Genomic DNA, 14,800 nt, shown 5'->3' with positions numbered 1-14,800 from the left:
GTCTACGCCCGGGGCTATGCGGCGGCGACCGTCATCCACGTCATGCAGTACATCGCCCGGGTCGTGAACTGGGGGGCGGGCGGCGATGACGACGCACAGATTCGATGTCTGTCGCGCCCGAAGATCATCAGCTCCCCCTACAGGGTCTGCAAGGTTCTGGACGTCCCCGAGCCGGAGAAGCGGAACTGGCACCCCGACCCGGACGGGATGGCCCGGGTGCTCGCCTTGCTTGCCGACGACGAGCCGATGCGGCGATGGTCCCTGACGGTGCTGACCTTCGCCTCCCGGGTGGAAGCCGCCTTGGAGGCCGGCGGGGCGCAGCTCCACGGCGAGCTGTTCCACCTGAATCCGCGCGGCCGCCGGCAGCAGGACTCGAAGTGGCGGCCGACGCTGCCCGTCGCCTGGTCGTCGCTGGGCGAATTCAGGAGCTGGGGATCTGGCCGGTGGGTCGAGGGCCTGACGGTCCAGTCGCTCGGCAAGCGCCTCCGTGCGGTCGGACAGCAACTCGGGATGCCGCAGCTCTGCCCCTCCTGCTTTCGCGACTACGCCTCCTCGGCCCTGCGCCACGCCGACATCGATTTCCCGGTCCGTCCCGTCGACAAGGAACACCGCGAGAAGTGGATGGGCCACCGAAAGTTCGCGGACATCAGCGACGGCTACGGAAGGTTCAGGCCCGACTTCCTGATCAATCCGCGGGTCGCCACGGAGGCGTTCCTGCGTGACCTCGACCGCCGCTCCGGGGGCGCGCTTTTCCGACAAGGTTCCGACAAGAGGCCCCTCCTGCAGCTTTATCCACCCCGAGCGGAGGAGCGCGCGGAGATCGCCTATTGGCGAGCGCAGGCAAGGGGTTACGGGTCCGTCGCGCCGGTTTCCGACAACGACGACGACCCCGACCCGGGCAGTTCGGGGATTCAGAGTGACCTGCCCGGGGCGACCCGTGGCACGTGGGTCGTCCTTGGGGCGAGGCAGGTTTCGGAAGGGGAAACAGGGCCTATCGCGGGACCTTTCCGACAAATCACCGGCAAGGTCGACGCCGTCGATTGCAGCCCGGACGCGGGGACGTTTCAGGACACGTTGGACCTTCTCGCCGAGTACGGCATCCGCCTGTACGAGCGGGAGGTATCCGGCAATCGGGAGCTGTTCCTGGCGGCCCCGGCGGACGTGCTCGTACCCGTCAGCACGGTCCCCGACCTGCTCCGGTTGGCGCGGCCGCGGCTCCGCTGGCCGAAGCGTCTACCCGGAAACCCGAAGATCGGTCGGCGAAAGCGGTTGCGGCCCCAAACGGTGGAGGAGGCAGCCACCCCGCCGGCCAACCTTCCTCATAGGGTCTCGATCTCCGGGCTCCACATGGTGCTCGCGGCGGGCGTCGTGTTCTGGCTGGTGCGGGCCGGGCTTGCCCTGGTGCCGGTGCTGGCCCTCGCCTGGCCCATCAAGAAGATCGCGGCGGGGACGGCGATGCTGGGCGTGACCGCCTATTGCGCCTTCTCCGGCTGGGACGTCGCGGCCGAGCGCGCGCTGATCATGACGCTGGTGATGCTCGGCGCGATTCTCGTCGATCGCCCGGCGCTCAGCCTCCGCAACCTCGCCCTCGCGGCGATCCTGGCGCTCGCCCGCGAGCCGGAGGCGTTGCTGGGACCGAGTTTCCAGATGTCGTTCGGCGCGGTTGCCGGCCTCATCGCCTGTGCGCCGCTCATCGACGGGCGGGTTTTCCGAACCGACAGTTCGTCCCGGATCCTGCGCGCCGCCTCCTGGGTGGCGAAGGCGGTGGTCGGAACGCTGGCCACGACGCTGGTGGCGCAACTCGCCACCGCGCCGTTCGCGACCTACCACTTCCAGACCGTGCAGCCCTTCGGCCTCGTCGGCAACGCGCTGACGCTGCCGCTCGTGTCGCTCGCGGTGATGCCCGCGGCGGTACTCGGAATGCTGGCTTACCCGTTTGCCCTCGACCGTCCGGTCTGGTGGCTGATGGGGCTTGCGGTGCGCGGCATGCTCGACATCTCCGCCTGGATCGCCGGGTTCGGGCAGGCCAACGTCGTGCTGCCCGCGTTCGGAACGGGCGCCCTGATGCTGCTCGCCGCTGCCCTGCTGCTGGCGACACTTCCCGTGTCGCGGCTGCGTCTCCTCGCCCTGGTACCGGCGGGCCTCGGTGTTGCCCTCGCTGCGAGTCCGATCCGCTACGACATCTATATCGAGCGGGACGGGGCCGGCGCCGCGGTTCGCGGCAAGGACGGGCGCCTCGTGGTGCTCGGGCGCCCGCCCGGCTTCGTGCTCGAACAATGGTTGAAGGCCGATGGCGACGCGCGCCGTCCGGAGGCCGCCACCGCCGCTGCAGGACCGCGCTGCGACCGGATCGGCTGCACCCTCACGGCGGTGGACGGGCGTGCCGTCGCTCTCGTCATGAACAAGCGCGCTTTCGCGGAGGATTGCGCGCGGGCCGACATCCTCATTACCCGACTGCGTGCCCCGCCGGGCTGCGCCGCGCCGCTGATCGCCGACCGGACGTTCCTGGCGGTGCGGGGCGCGACGGCGATCCGCCTCGGAACGGCAGGGCCTGAAATCGTCACCGCCCGCGGGGCCGGTCAGCCGAAGCCCTGGCAGCCCCGGCCTGCCAGCGCGGCGACACCGGCAACCGAGGCGGGCCCCCAACCTCCCAACGATCCAAGTGCGGCGGATCCATCAGACCCGCCGCCCTCCGAAAACCCTCAATAACGGCGCACGAGGCTAACGAGCTTGCCCTGGATGCGCACCCGATCGGGCCCGAGCACGCGGGTCTCGTAGGCCGGGTTGGCGGCTTCCAGCGCGATCGACGAGCCGCGGCGGCGCAGGCGCTTGAGGGTCGCCTCCTCGTCGTCGATCAGCGCGACGATGATGTCGCCATTGTTGGCGGTCTCCTGTTTGTGGATCACCACGAGGTCGCCATCGAGAATGCCGGCCTCGATCATCGAATCGCCGCGCACTTCCAGCGCGTAATGCTCTCCGCCCGACAGGAAGTCGGGGGACATCGAAATCGAATGGCTCTGGCTCTCGATCGCCGAGATCGGCACACCGGCAGCGATCCGGCCCATCACCGGCACCATCACCGATTGGCCCTTGCCGTCATGGGCCTGAAGCATCGGGGGCTTCGGCGCGGCGGGCTTGGACGAAAGGCCGCCCTCGACCACGCTCGGCGTGAAGCGGCGCGGCTCGGACGATGCGGGCTTGGCCGCCGGCATGTCGGGCATGCGCAGAATTTCGATCGCCCGCGCCCGGTTCGGCAGACGGCGGAGAAACCCGCGCTCTTCCAGCGCCATGATCAGGCGGTGGATGCCGGATTTGGATTTCAGGTCGAGCGCGTCCTTCATCTCGTCGAAGGACGGCGGCACACCGCCTCTCCTGCATCCTCTGCTGGATGAACTGGAGCAGTTCGAGTTGCTTGCGGGTCAGCATGCGGCACCTGCTATCGACCGCGGGCCGGGGGCGCCGCAGAATCGTTGAAAACAAAGCACGAACAGCCTAGACGTTCCTCTCCTGTTCCGCAAGCATCCCTCCGGAAGCGACAGAGGCGGCGGAGCTTTCGCCCCGCCGCCTCTTATGTCGTGCCGTGCCTCGGGATCAGGCCGGGATCACGTCCACGATCTCGTAGGTGTCGGGGTCGATGATGACGATGTCGTCCCCGACGAGAATGAACTGCAGGCCGCGATAGGCCGGCACCACCGAGAGGATCGCCGGAGGCAGCGGGTGCAGCGATACCGAGCGCGGAATCGCCGTGCCGACGCGGACGGCGAAGTTGACGTTCGTGACGGCGCGAACGCTGGAACGGGAGATCGACTGACGGAACTCGGTGCGCTGCGTCGAGCTCAAGTTCCTCGAGGCGCCCCGTGCCTCGGTGGTCGTGCCGCGACCACCGCGCTCACCGCGTTCACCCGCCGCATCTCGGCCGCCGCGCTCGCCCGGCCCGTCACGGCCATCCCGTCCACCGCGCTCGCCTGCGCCGCTGCGGTTGGGCTGCCCGGACTCGCGGTTGCCGCGCTCGCTCGGCTGCTCGGCGCGGGCCGGGCCGCCCTCGCGCCCGCCACGGGCGCCCGGCTCTCCCGCCTCGCCGCCGCGTGCCGCGCCACCGGGCGCCCCGCCGCTCTCGCCGCCGCGGGCAGCGCCGCCGACATCGGCACCGCCACGGGCACCGCCAACGCCGCCGGCCTCGCCCGCGCCACCCCGTGCTCCGCCGGCCGCACCGCCGCCCACGCCGCCAGCGCCTCCGCCAGCACCGCCTGCGCCCATCCCGGCACCTCCAGCGCCAGCACCCCCAGCGCCGGCACCTCCAGCGCCGGGGCCCCCGCCGCCGCCGCCAGCACCGCCGCCGCCGCCTTGAGCGAGTGCGGTCGCCGCGCCCAACATCAGGATCGCGGCCGTCGCCGTACTGCGAAAGAGTTTCGTCATGTTCCGTCCCTGTCTTTTCTCAGCGACCGACCTGGTGCCGAAGCTAGGGACGCAACGGCAGCCCTCGGAAAACCGTTCCCGGCGGATGCCATGCGGTTGTTTGTTCAAAGCAATCGCGGCGATGCACGAACGGATACGGTGGCGGCTGCCCGCAATCCGAAACGTAACCGTTGATGTGCTTGGCAAAACTCGGACGGCGGTATCACTCTTGAGCCGGCGCGCTTGCTAGGCTGGGCTCGCTCCTTCGCGGTCGAAAGGCCGTGATACGGTGGCCGGTATGATATGCCGGCTGCCGTCCCGGAGCGCGGCGCCGATGGGCTCGGTGAGTCCAAGGCTCCGAGCGTGGGAGCGCAACGTTCTCCAACATCTGTCATGGAATGGCCGCCGACCGCGTCGGCGCGGGGCCGGTGTCGGTGAGATACCGGCCTCTGATAAGGGCTCACGGCCGCTCGCGGGCCGGACAATCAGGGGAAACGCATGCTGGACACCAGCGCTGCCGCGCCGCCGCTCGACGAGGCCGCCGACCGCCGCCGCCGCATCATGGCCATCGTCGGTTCCTCATCGGGCAATCTCGTCGAGTGGTACGACTTCTACTGCTACGCCTTCTTCGCTCTCTACTTCGCCCCCGTCTTCTTCCCGGAGGGTGACGACACGGGCCAGCTCCTGAAGTCGGCCGCGGTCTTCGCGGTGGGCTTCTTCATGCGGCCGATCGGCGGCTGGCTGTTCGGGCGCATCGCCGACCGTCTCGGGCGCAAGACCTCGCTGATGATCTCGGTGCTGATGATGTGCGGCGGCTCGCTCGCCATCGCCCTGCTGCCGACCTACGCGACCGTCGGCCATCTCGCGCCGGTTCTTCTCGTGATCGCGCGCATGGTGCAGGGCCTCTCGGTCGGCGGCGAGTACGGCACCAGCGCGACCTACATGAGCGAGGTCGCGACCAAGGGGCAGCGCGGGTTCTTCGCCTCGTTCCAGTACGTCACGCTGATCGGCGGCCAGTTGCTCGCCTCGCTGGTGCTCGTCGTGCTCCAGAGCGTGCTGACGGCCGAGCAACTCACGGCCTGGGGCTGGCGCATTCCCTTCGTGATCGGTGCGCTGGCGGCGGTGGTCGCCCTGTTCCTGCGTCGCTCACTCTCCGAGACGATGAGGGCGGAGAACAAGGATTCGAAGGAAGCCGGAACCCTCTCCGGTCTGCTCAAGCACTGGCGGGCCTTCGCCGTGGTGCTGGCCTATACGGCCGGTGGGTCGCTGTCGTTCTACACGCTCACCACCTACATGCCGAAATACCTGTTCAACACCGCCCATATAGACAAGGTGACTGCGTCGCAGATCACGACGGTGGCGCTGTTCGCCTACATGGCGATCCAGCCCTTCTTCGGCTGGCTCTCCGACCGGATCGGCCGGAAGACGAACATGCTGCTGTTCAGCGGCCTCGGTATGGTGATGATCGTGCCGTTGATGACGGCCATCGGCACCACCACCGATCCCGTCCTGTCCTTCGGCCTCATCATGACCGGGCTCGTGGTGATCAGCTTCTACACCGGCATCAGCGGCATCGTGAAAGCGGAGCTGTTCCCGACCCAGGTGCGGGCGCTGGGCGTCGGTTTGTCCTACGCGGTGGCCAACTCACTGTTCGGCGGCACGGCGGAGGCGGTCGCGCTCTGGCTCAAGCATGTCGGCGCGGAGACCAGCTTCTTCTGGTACGTCGCCGTGATGCTGGCGATCTCGTTCATTGCTTCGCTGGTTATGCCGAACCCGAAGCGACACGGCTATCTCGACGGGGACGGCACCGTGGAGGAGGCGCTGGGACGCAAGACGAGCCCGGTTCTGGCCTGATCGGCGCGCGTGTCGTTCTGGACATCGATCCAGAGCGACACGCTCGCCTTGTGTTGGTGCATCGTCTCTTTCCGAAACGCCGAGAGCCACCGCTCGGGGCCGTGCCTTGAGCTCAGCCCAAGGCGCAGGATTGCCCGCGCCTCGGCCGGCGTCGCCGGCCGAGCGCCGTGCTCGGCACAGATCCGGGCGGCCAGACGGACAAGGTCGGCATTGCCGTCGGCGAGCCGCTCCTTGGAGAGACGCACGTTGTCCTCCAGGCCCGTGCGCACGCCCTGCGCCCCCCGCGACACGGCCCAGCCCATCACCGGGCTCTGGAAGCGGCCGATGCCGAAGGCGCCCCAGGTCGCGCCCGGCAGCAGGCGCCGGGTCTCCGCCAGCAGGATGTCGAGCAGGTGCGGGTCGGGCGGCAGCGCGTTGCGGATGCCCATGACGAACTGCAGATGGGGCTCGGCGCCGATCACGCCCTCGTCCACGAGACGGCGCGCGTTATGGATGTGAGTGAGGTCGAACAGTTCGATCTCCGGGCGTACGCCCTCTTCCCGCATCCGCCGGCCGAGCGCCGTGAACGAGGCCGCCGGGTTCTCGTAGACGCCCTCGCCGAAATTGACCGAGCCGGTGGTCAGCGAGGCCATGTCCGGGCGATGGATCAGGCAGGCGCCCCGCTCCACCGGATCGGGGCCCGACCCGCTCGTCGAGAACTGCACGATCATGTCCGGGCAATGCCGGCGGATGCCCTCCTGCACCCGCCCGAAGCGCTCGGGATCGAGCGACGGACTCTCGTCGTCTTCCCGGACGTGGATGTGGGCAAGCGCCGCGCCGGCCTCGTAGGCGGCGTGGGCCGATTCGATCTGTTCGGCGGGCGTGATCGGCACGGTCGGGTTGTCGGCCTTGCGGGCGACCGAGCCGGTGATCGCGACGGTGACGACGACGGGTCTCATCGCGGCCGGCCCCTCAGCCCAGCGCCTGTTCGACCGCGCGGCCGCAGGCCTGCGTGTCGGCGGTGCCGCCGAGATCGCGCGTGCGCAAGGTCCGCTCCGAAAGCACTCGCTCGATGCCGGCGACGATCTCGGCGGCAGCCTCCCGCTCGCCGAGATGCTCCAGCATCATCGCCCCCGACCAGATCTGGCCGATGGGGTTGGCGATCCCCTGTCCGGCGATGTCGGGGGCCGAGCCGTGCACCGGTTCGAACACGGATGGGTAACGCCGCTCCGGATTGATGTTGCCCGAGGGCGCGATGCCGATGGTGCCGGTGCAGGCGGGCCCAAGATCGGAGAGGATGTCGCCAAAGAGGTTCGAGGCCACCACCACGTCGAACCGGTCCGGGTTCAGCACGAAATGCGCGGTCAGGATGTCGATGTGGTACTGGTCCCAGCGGATCTCAGGGTAGCCCTCGGCCACGGCCCGCACCCGCTCGTCCCAGAACGGCATGGTGATCGAGATGCCGTTCGATTTAGTCGCCGAGGTCAGGTGACGCTTGGGCCGGCTCTGCGCCAATTCGAAGGCGAACTTCAGCACGCGATCGACGCCGTGGCGGGTGAACACCGATTCCTGAACCGCGAACTCGCGCTCGGTGCCGGCGAACATCCGCCCGCCCGCGTTGGAATACTCACCTTCGGTGTTCTCGCGGACGACCCAGAAGTCGATGTCGCCGGGCTTGCGGCCGGCCAGCGGTGAGGGCACGCCCGGCATCAGGCGCACCGGGCGCAGGTTGACGTATTGGTCGAACTCGCGCCGAAACTGGATCAGCGAGCCCCAGAGCGAGATGTGGTCGGGCACGCGCTCGGGCATGCCGACGGCGCCGAAGAAGATCGCATCGTGGGAGCCGATCTGCGCCTTCCAGTCCTCGGGCATCATCCGCCCGTGCGCCTCGTAGTAGTCGCAGCTCGCGAAATCGAACCAGTCCTGCACGATCTCGAAGCCGTGGCGGGCGGCCGCCCGCTCCAGAACCCGAACGCCCTCCGGCATGACTTCCTTGCCGATGCCGTCGCCGGGGATCACCGCGATCCGGTAGCTGCGCTTCGTCCCGCCCATGGTGGTCGCCTTCGTGTCCGCCCCCGGCGTCTCACTTGCGCCAGCGTCTCGCGGCGTCAATGGCGGGAGAAGACAAGCGGGGTCTCCGCTGACGGGCGAGGGGCGCTCGGATTGCGACGTTGGGGTTCGCGGCCGGGGCTCAGTTGATCGAGCCGGTCGTCTCGCCGGGGCATGTCTCCTGAGCGCGGGCGCGCAGGACGCGCTTCAGGCGCAACGGCTGCGCGCCGTCGGCACCGTTCAGCGTACCGACCAGCGCGTCGGATCCGGCCGTGCCGCGGAAGCTGACGAGACCGGCGCTCGTCTCGACATGGAAGGCGACATCCTTCGTGCTGTCGTCGATCGACACCGCGGTCTCGATCGGGGCGGGCAGGCCCGCCCCCTCGTAGACGAGGTTGTCGCCCTTGGGCCAGCGCTTGAGCGTGATACGCCGGCCGGCCTGTGCGCCGTCCGCCGGCATCGTGCAGAGGTCGGCGTAGACGTAGGTGCCGGAGACCCAGCTCGTGCGCGCCTCCGCCGGCAGGGCGGCGAGACCGGCGATCGTCAACCCAGCGACCAGGCCACCGAGGAGACCGGAGCGTGCGCGGTGGCCGGCTGACGACATGTCGATCCTTCCTGTCCGGCACCATGTCGGCGCCCGGAACGGAAAGGCTCAGGCCCTGCTCGGTTCCGTGGCCACCTCGGTGCAAGGTGCGCGCCAGCACCTGTCGGATATCACGCGCCGGCGCCCTGCCATGCCTCGTGTCCCGCCCGGGCGAGGACGGCGAAATCCTCTTCGCTCAGGGTGAGGGTTGCGCCCGCGGCATTCTCGGCAAGGTGGCCGGGATCGCCGGTGCCGGGGATCGGCAGCATCACCGGCGAGCGCTTCAACAGCCATGCGAGGGCGACCGCGCTACCGCTCGCGCCGAGACGCCCGGCGATAGACTCCAGTGCCGAACCGGGGCCAGCCAGCGACCCCTTGTCGAGGGGCGCCCACGGGATGAAGCCGATGCCGTGCCGCTCGCAATGCGCCAGCACCGCCTCGCTGGTGCGATCGACGAGGTTGTAGCGGTTCTGCACGCTCGCCACGGGGAAGAACTTCTGGGCGGTCTCGATGTCCTCGACCGAGACCTCGGACAGGCCGACATGGCGGATCAACCCCTCCTCCCGCATCCGGGCGATCGCCTCGAACTGCACCTCGCGGGGGCAATCCGGGCCGATCCGATGGAGCTGCCACAGGTCGATCCGCTCGAGACCGAGCCGCCGCAGGCTCATCAGGACGCATTGGCGCAGGTAATCGGGATTGCCGACAGGCTGCCAGATATCGGGCCCGTGCCGCGTCAGGCCGCCCTTGGTGGCGATGACGCGGCCCTCGTAGGGGTAAAGCGTCTCGCGGATCAGATCCTCGCTGACGAAGGGGCCGTAGCTGTCGGCGGTGTCGATCAGGTCGATCCCGAGGCCGGGTACCGCCCGCAGGGTCGCCTTCGCCTTGTCCCGGTCGGGCGGATCGCCCCAGATGCCGGGCCCGGTGATGCGCATGGCGCCGAACCCGAGCCGGTGAACGGTGAGGTCCCCGCCGATCGCGAAGGTGCCCGATGCTTCGACGCTCGCCATGCCCGTGTTCCTCTCGCAGCCTTCCCGCTGACGGGAGAACCCGAAAGGCTGCTGCCGGGTCCGTTGCCGGCGTGGGGCGCTTCAGAACTCGCGGATCAGCCGCAGAGCCGCGACGAGCCCGGCGTCACGGTTCGTGCGGAACTCGACACCGAGGCCGGCCTGGAAGCTCGTCAGTTCCGAGAGCCGGCGGTGGATCTGGGGAATGACGAGGGCGCGGGTGCGGTCATCCCCGGCGATGTCCTGCCTCAGGTTGACTTCGAGCCCCAGCACCGTCTCCGGATCGAAATCGTAGAAGACGGAATGGTTGAGGAGCAGCGCGGTCGGGCCGAGCCGGCGCAGACCGACCTGCCGCAGCCCGGCCATGCTCAGCATGCTCCAGTGCGCGTCGAAACGGTATCCGGAGATGTAGAGCAGGGAATTGCGGACCGTCGCGCTACCGCCCCCGATCTGGCCGAGATACTGCCAGCCGTGGATCCAGCGCCCGCCCACCCCCGTGCCGAAGGTGCCCTGGAGGGCGAACTTGACCTGCGTCAGGCGCCCGTCCTCGAAGGGAAGCTCCAGCTCGAACGACTGGCCGTCGGCGTAGGCGTATTCGAGTTCGGGGGCCCAGTCCGTCGGTCCCCGGTCCAGCGGCCGGACCGCCAGGACGTTGACCTCGCGCTCGCCGGCCCGTGCCCCGAGCGGACGCAGCAGGTCGAACACCATCGGTTCGGGGATGCGCGGGTTCTCCGCCGCAAGCGGATCGGCACGGGCGATGGCCGGTAGGGCGGCGCAGGCGGTCAGGGCCAGCGCGACGCCGCGGATCATCGCCCCCCTCCGGCCGAGCCCCGACGCCGCTCGGCCCGCCACGAGGGCGAGCCGAGCGAAAAAGCCGTGACGGGAGCGGGCGGCACCGGTCTCAGGGTCCGTGCGTCTCATTTGGCAACGTGCGGCTCCGTGGCGGAGCCGGCCGTTGGTAGACGCTGACGGGTGGACCGCTAATCCGTCCGCTCAGCGGGGCCGTCAGGCGGCCCGGATTGCGGCGAGGAAGTCCTCGACCTCGCGCCGCACGTTTTCGGACTGGGTCGAGAGCTCGGACGAGGCCATCATCACCTGCTGCGCGGCCGAGCCGGTCTCGCTCGACAGCGCCTGTACCTGCGCGACGCTCATCGATACGTCCTGGGTGCCGCGGGCTGCCTCGGAGGCGTTGCGGGCAATCTCATTGGTCGCGGCGGTCTGCTGCACGACGGTTGCCGCGATCGAGGCGGTGATGTCGTTAACCGAGACGATGGTCCGGCCAATCTGCTGGATCGCACCGAGTGCCTGGGTCGAGGCGGTCTGGATCGCGCTGACCTGATCGGAGATCGCCTCCGTGGTGCGGGCGGTTTGCGCCGCGAGTTCCTTGACCTCGGTGGCGACGACGGCAAAACCGCGGCCCGCCTCGCCGGCCCGCGACGCCTCGATGGTGGCGTTGAGGGCGAGCAGGTTCGTCTGGCTCGCGAGCCCGGAGATCATCGTCACCGCCTCGCCGATCTTCTCGGCCGCGCGGCTGAGATGGCTCATCGAGTCGGTGGTCGTCCGGGCCTCGTGGCTGGCATGACCCGCCACGTCGTTGGATTGCTGGACGCGCCGCTCGATCTCGCTGAGCGAGGCGACCATCTCCTCGGCCGCTGCGGCGACCGTCTGCACGTTGACGGTGGCTTCCTCGGCCGCGGCGCTGGAGGCGACCGCCTGCCCGTTGGTGTTGTCGGCGACCTGCGTCATCGATCGGGCGGTGCTGTCCAGTTCGGTCGCCGCCGAGGTCACGATGGCGATGGAGGCGGCGATCTTTTCCTCGAAACCGCGCACCAGCCCATCGACACGATCGGCCCGGCGCTGGCGAGCGGATTGTTGGGCCACCCGCTCCGCTTCGAGTTCGATGCGGGCCACGGCGTTCTGCCGGAACACCTCGACCGCCTCGGCCATCCGGCCCATCTCGTCCACCGCGTCCCGAGACGGCACCTCGATGGCCGTCTCGCCCGCGGCGAGGCGGCTCATCGCGGCGGTCATCCCCGAAATCGGGCGGATCAGGCTGCGGGCGATCAGGAAGGCCAGGGCGGCACCCGTGGCCAGGATCAGGCCGAGCAGGATGAGCTGGACAGTCTTCGCCCGCGTCATCAGGGCGTTGCTCTGCTCGACCCCGTCCTGAAGCGCCGCCTCGAGCTTGCTGCGCACCGACAGGCCCGTCGCGTTGATACCGTCCACCCTCGGCTTCAGCGTCTCCTCAAAGAACGCTTCGCTTTCGACGATGGCCTGGGAGGCGGCGACGATGCTCTTGTTGAGCCGGTTCAGGGTCTCGCCGACGAGCTTTGCCGTCTCCTGGTCGGCGGCGGTGAGATCGAGAGCCTTCAGTTTCGCCAGGGCCGCCTCGGCTTTGCCGAAGGCGTTGGCCGAGAGGGCACGGCCCTTCGGATCCTTGGTGGCGAGGAAGCGCCAGTTCATGATGCGGAACAGAAGCAGCGTGCGCTCGACCTCCACGGCCTGAGCGATCACCGCATCCTGGCCCGTGGCCCGCAACTGGGCGACGAGGACGCCGGAGGCCTTGGTCAGGTCGTCGCCGTTGGCGTAGACGCCGGCCCGGTTCTCGCGGATCTGCGCGCCGAGTTCGACCAGCTTCGGCAGCGCCTTGCCGAGATCGGTGGACTGATCCCGAAGCCGCTCATAGGCCGCGCGCCGCTCCGCGCTCGGTGTGCTCTCGATGAGCTTCTCGGAGCCCTGCCGGATCGAGTCCAACGACGCGAACATTCCGGTCGTGTAGTCGGGCGCCTGGGTCAGCCTGTACTGGGCAGCCTGACCGATCAACCGGTCGGACAGACCATTGATGGTGTAGAGGGTCCGGGCTGCGGATTCGAGCTGAGCCCGCGCACGGAACATCTCGTCGAGACTGTCGAGCTGCGTGTAGGAGAACGCTCCCATACCGCAGGACAAGGCGACCAATGCTGAAAATCCGCCGTAGAGACGCGTGCGAATACCGGTTTCCATCAGACTGCCGTCGAGCGAACAAATGTTGTCTCGTTGTGCCGAATGACGCCTTTCCGGGATCTTAACTTACGATGGTCGAAGCCTCAAAAATCGGCAGTTGTGTATAAAAACCAGAGAGTTGACCTGAGGATGTTCAAGTAACCTGAGAGAGCGTTCCGGCGGATCGTGCAGCCTCTTTCGAATTCGAACGACGCTTGTAGCAAAACCGGGTGCGGCGGACCGCGCCGTTGCGGCCCCTTGGCGAGGCGCCGTCTGCGGGTCGCAGAGCGTCGAGACCGAACGAAAAAACGCCCGCTCTAGGAGCGGGCGCGAAGTCGGGATGAGATGCAGGGCGGTCGGCGGGGCCGGAGGCGGCCCCGCCGGGATGTCCGAGGGGATCAGCCCTCCTTCTTGCCGAGGACCACGGCGACGAAGCGGGTCTGGCCCTTGGCGCTCTTCACCCGCATCAGCACCGCCTTGCGGCCGCTCGACTCGGCAGCGCGGATCTGCGCCTGCACCTCAGAGGGCTTCGAGACGCTGGTGCCGGCGACATCCAGGATCACGTCGCCCTGGGCGATGCCCTTGGCTGCGGCCGGACCGTCGGGATCGACATCCATCACCGCCACGCCCTCGTCGCCGAGGCCGACATCGTTCGCCGGGGCCAGGCTGAGGCCGAGGCGCGCCTGGCCACCGGACGTGCTGTCACTGCGGCTCGCGACCTTGGCGTCGGTCGGCTGCGTGCCGAGTTCGACCGTCGCGACGTCGCTCTTGCCGCCCCGCAGATAGGCGAGCTTCACCTCGGTGCCGGGCTTGAGGCCGGCGATGCGGCGCGAGAGGTCGCGGGCATCGTTGACCGGGGCGCCGTTGACCGATTCGATCACGTCACCCGACTTCAGGCCGGCCTTGGCCGCCGGCGTGCCGTTCTCGGCGTGATCGACCAGCGCGCCCTTGGCCTTGTCGAGGCCGAGCCCGTCGGCGATGTCTTTCGTCACCGGCTGGACCTGCACGCCGAGATAGCCGCGCACCACCTTGCCGTCGGTGCGGAGCTGATCGACCACCGTCTGCACGGTCTCGGCGGGGATCGCGAAGGCGAGGCCGACCGAGCCGCCGGACGGCGAGGCGATCGCCGTGTTCACGCCCACGACCTCGCCGTTGACGTTGAAGGTCGGGCCGCCTGAATTACCCTTGTTGATCGGCGCGTCGATCTGAAGGAAGTCGTCGTAGGGGCCGGCGCCGATGTCGCGACCGCGGGCCGAGACGATGCCCGCCGTGACCGTACCGCCGAGGCCGAACGGGTTGCCGATGGCGACGACCCAGTCGCCAACGCGCGGGGCGCTCTTGCCGAACTGGACGTAGGGATAGCTGCCGCTCTCGGTGATCTTCAGGAGGGCGATGTCGGTCTTCGGATCCTTGCCGATCACCTTGGCGTCGAGGGTGCGATTGTCGTCGAGCGTGACCTGCACGGTCTTGGCCTTGTCGACGACGTGGTTGTTGGTCACCACGTAGCCGTCCGCCGAGATGATGAAGCCCGAGCCGACCGCGCCGCGCTCGCCACGCTGCGGCATGCCGCGCCCGCCCTGACCACCCGGACCGCCCTGGCCGAAGCGCTTGAAGAACTCGCGCAGTTGCGGCGGCACCTGCTGCAGGTTGGGACCACCCGCGCTGTCGTCGTCATCGTCGGCGCTGTTGTCGAGCTTCACCTTCACGGCGACGACGCCCGGCTTCACCTTGTCGACGACGTTAGCAAACGAGCCCGGCGGGTGCTCGGGCGCTTCGATTGGGGTCTTCGGCAGGGCCTGGGCATAGGCCTGGGTCATGGGCTCGGTCAGGCCGAACCCGGCCGCGCCGCCCGCGACGAGGGCGGCTGCGGCGACGGAGGCGAAGGCGCGGCGGCGGACAGTCATGGTCATGGAGGTCTCCGACGGGAAATGGGCCGGTCGGCTGCCCTTCC

8 protein-coding genes and 3 pseudogenes are annotated in these 14,800 nt (G+C 69.0%); 2 read left to right on the top strand and 9 right to left on the bottom strand.

Annotated elements, in window-relative coordinates; genetic code table 11:
- Positions 1-1,308: 1,308 nt before the first annotated feature.
- A pseudogene (locus tag M2437_RS08690) lies at positions 1,309-2,709 on the top strand (ComEC/Rec2 family competence protein); the annotation flags it as partial.
- Here the strand turns inward: M2437_RS08690 and lexA are convergent.
- Both lexA and M2437_RS08680 read right to left on the bottom strand, forming a co-directional pair.
- Positions 2,703-3,426: pseudogene (gene lexA, locus M2437_RS08685) on the bottom strand (transcriptional repressor LexA). The pseudogenes M2437_RS08690 and lexA sit on opposite strands and share 7 nt — an antisense overlap.
- 165 nt (positions 3,427-3,591) lie before the next feature.
- On the bottom strand, positions 3,592-4,416 hold the full coding sequence (locus M2437_RS08680; RefSeq protein ID WP_253387137.1) for a DUF1236 domain-containing protein: 825 nt from the start codon (positions 4,414-4,416) through the stop codon (positions 3,592-3,594).
- 477 nt (positions 4,417-4,893) lie between these two features.
- Between M2437_RS08680 and M2437_RS08675 the strand changes: the two genes are divergently transcribed.
- Complete coding sequence (locus M2437_RS08675) at positions 4,894-6,249, top strand: MFS family transporter (RefSeq protein ID WP_253387136.1); 1,356 nt, start codon at positions 4,894-4,896, stop codon at positions 6,247-6,249.
- A gap of 116 nt (positions 6,250-6,365) precedes the next feature.
- On the opposite strand, the pseudogene M2437_RS08670 reads toward M2437_RS08675, so the two are convergent.
- From M2437_RS08670 to M2437_RS08640, 7 genes and pseudogenes are all read right to left on the bottom strand, one after another.
- Positions 6,366-7,187, bottom strand: a pseudogene (locus M2437_RS08670) (3-oxoadipate:acetyl-CoA acetyltransferase); the annotation flags it as partial.
- A gap of 13 nt (positions 7,188-7,200) precedes the next feature.
- Complete coding sequence (locus M2437_RS08665; RefSeq protein ID WP_253387134.1) at positions 7,201-8,280, bottom strand: tartrate dehydrogenase; 1,080 nt, start codon at positions 8,278-8,280, stop codon at positions 7,201-7,203.
- Positions 8,281-8,419: 139 nt separating this feature from the next.
- Positions 8,420-8,881 carry a hypothetical protein gene (locus M2437_RS08660; RefSeq protein ID WP_076641789.1) on the bottom strand — a complete coding sequence of 154 codons (462 nt, stop codon included), beginning with the start codon at positions 8,879-8,881 and terminating at the stop codon, positions 8,420-8,422.
- A 110-nt stretch (positions 8,882-8,991) separates the two neighbouring features.
- Positions 8,992-9,870 carry an aldo/keto reductase gene (locus M2437_RS08655; RefSeq protein ID WP_253387133.1) on the bottom strand — a complete coding sequence of 293 codons (879 nt, stop codon included), beginning with the start codon at positions 9,868-9,870 and terminating at the stop codon, positions 8,992-8,994.
- Between the two features lie 81 nt (positions 9,871-9,951).
- Positions 9,952-10,788, bottom strand: coding sequence for a hypothetical protein (locus M2437_RS08650; RefSeq protein WP_253387132.1), 837 nt, complete (start codon positions 10,786-10,788; stop codon positions 9,952-9,954).
- Between the two features lie 84 nt (positions 10,789-10,872).
- Positions 10,873-12,804, bottom strand: a complete 1,932-nt coding sequence (locus tag M2437_RS08645) for a methyl-accepting chemotaxis protein (protein WP_253389605.1) — start codon at positions 12,802-12,804, stop codon at positions 10,873-10,875.
- 443 nt (positions 12,805-13,247) lie between these two features.
- Positions 13,248-14,759 (bottom strand): Do family serine endopeptidase, encoded by a 1,512-nt coding sequence (locus tag M2437_RS08640; RefSeq protein ID WP_253387131.1) that lies wholly within the window; start codon positions 14,757-14,759, stop codon positions 13,248-13,250.
- Positions 14,760-14,800 lie beyond the last annotated feature (41 nt).

It is taken from the genome of Methylorubrum pseudosasae (assembly GCF_029504475.1).
In the GTDB taxonomy this organism is placed as follows: Bacteria; Pseudomonadota; Alphaproteobacteria; order Rhizobiales; family Beijerinckiaceae; genus Methylobacterium; species Methylobacterium extorquens.
The sequence above is the reverse complement of the archived record's forward strand: the minus strand, read 5'-3'. Positions and strand labels throughout refer to the sequence as shown.

Excerpts from the sequence above, each read along its gene's own strand:
- M2437_RS08660 (WP_076641789.1), bottom strand. The coding sequence starts at position 8,881 with ATGTCGTCAGCCGGCCACCGCGCACGCTCCGGTCTCCTCGGTGGCCTG.
- M2437_RS08665 (WP_253387134.1), bottom strand. The coding sequence starts at position 8,280 with ATGGGCGGGACGAAGCGCAGCTACCGGATCGCGGTGATCCCCGGCGAC.
- M2437_RS08640 (WP_253387131.1), bottom strand. The coding sequence starts at position 14,759 with ATGACCATGACTGTCCGCCGCCGCGCCTTCGCCTCCGTCGCCGCAGCC.
- M2437_RS08675 (WP_253387136.1), top strand. The coding sequence starts at position 4,894 with ATGCTGGACACCAGCGCTGCCGCGCCGCCGCTCGACGAGGCCGCCGAC.
- M2437_RS08655 (WP_253387133.1), bottom strand. The coding sequence starts at position 9,870 with ATGGCGAGCGTCGAAGCATCGGGCACCTTCGCGATCGGCGGGGACCTC.
- M2437_RS08645 (WP_253389605.1), bottom strand. The coding sequence starts at position 12,804 with ATGGGAGCGTTCTCCTACACGCAGCTCGACAGTCTCGACGAGATGTTC.
- M2437_RS08680 (WP_253387137.1), bottom strand. The coding sequence starts at position 4,416 with ATGACGAAACTCTTTCGCAGTACGGCGACGGCCGCGATCCTGATGTTG.
- M2437_RS08650 (WP_253387132.1), bottom strand. The coding sequence starts at position 10,788 with ATGAGACGCACGGACCCTGAGACCGGTGCCGCCCGCTCCCGTCACGGC.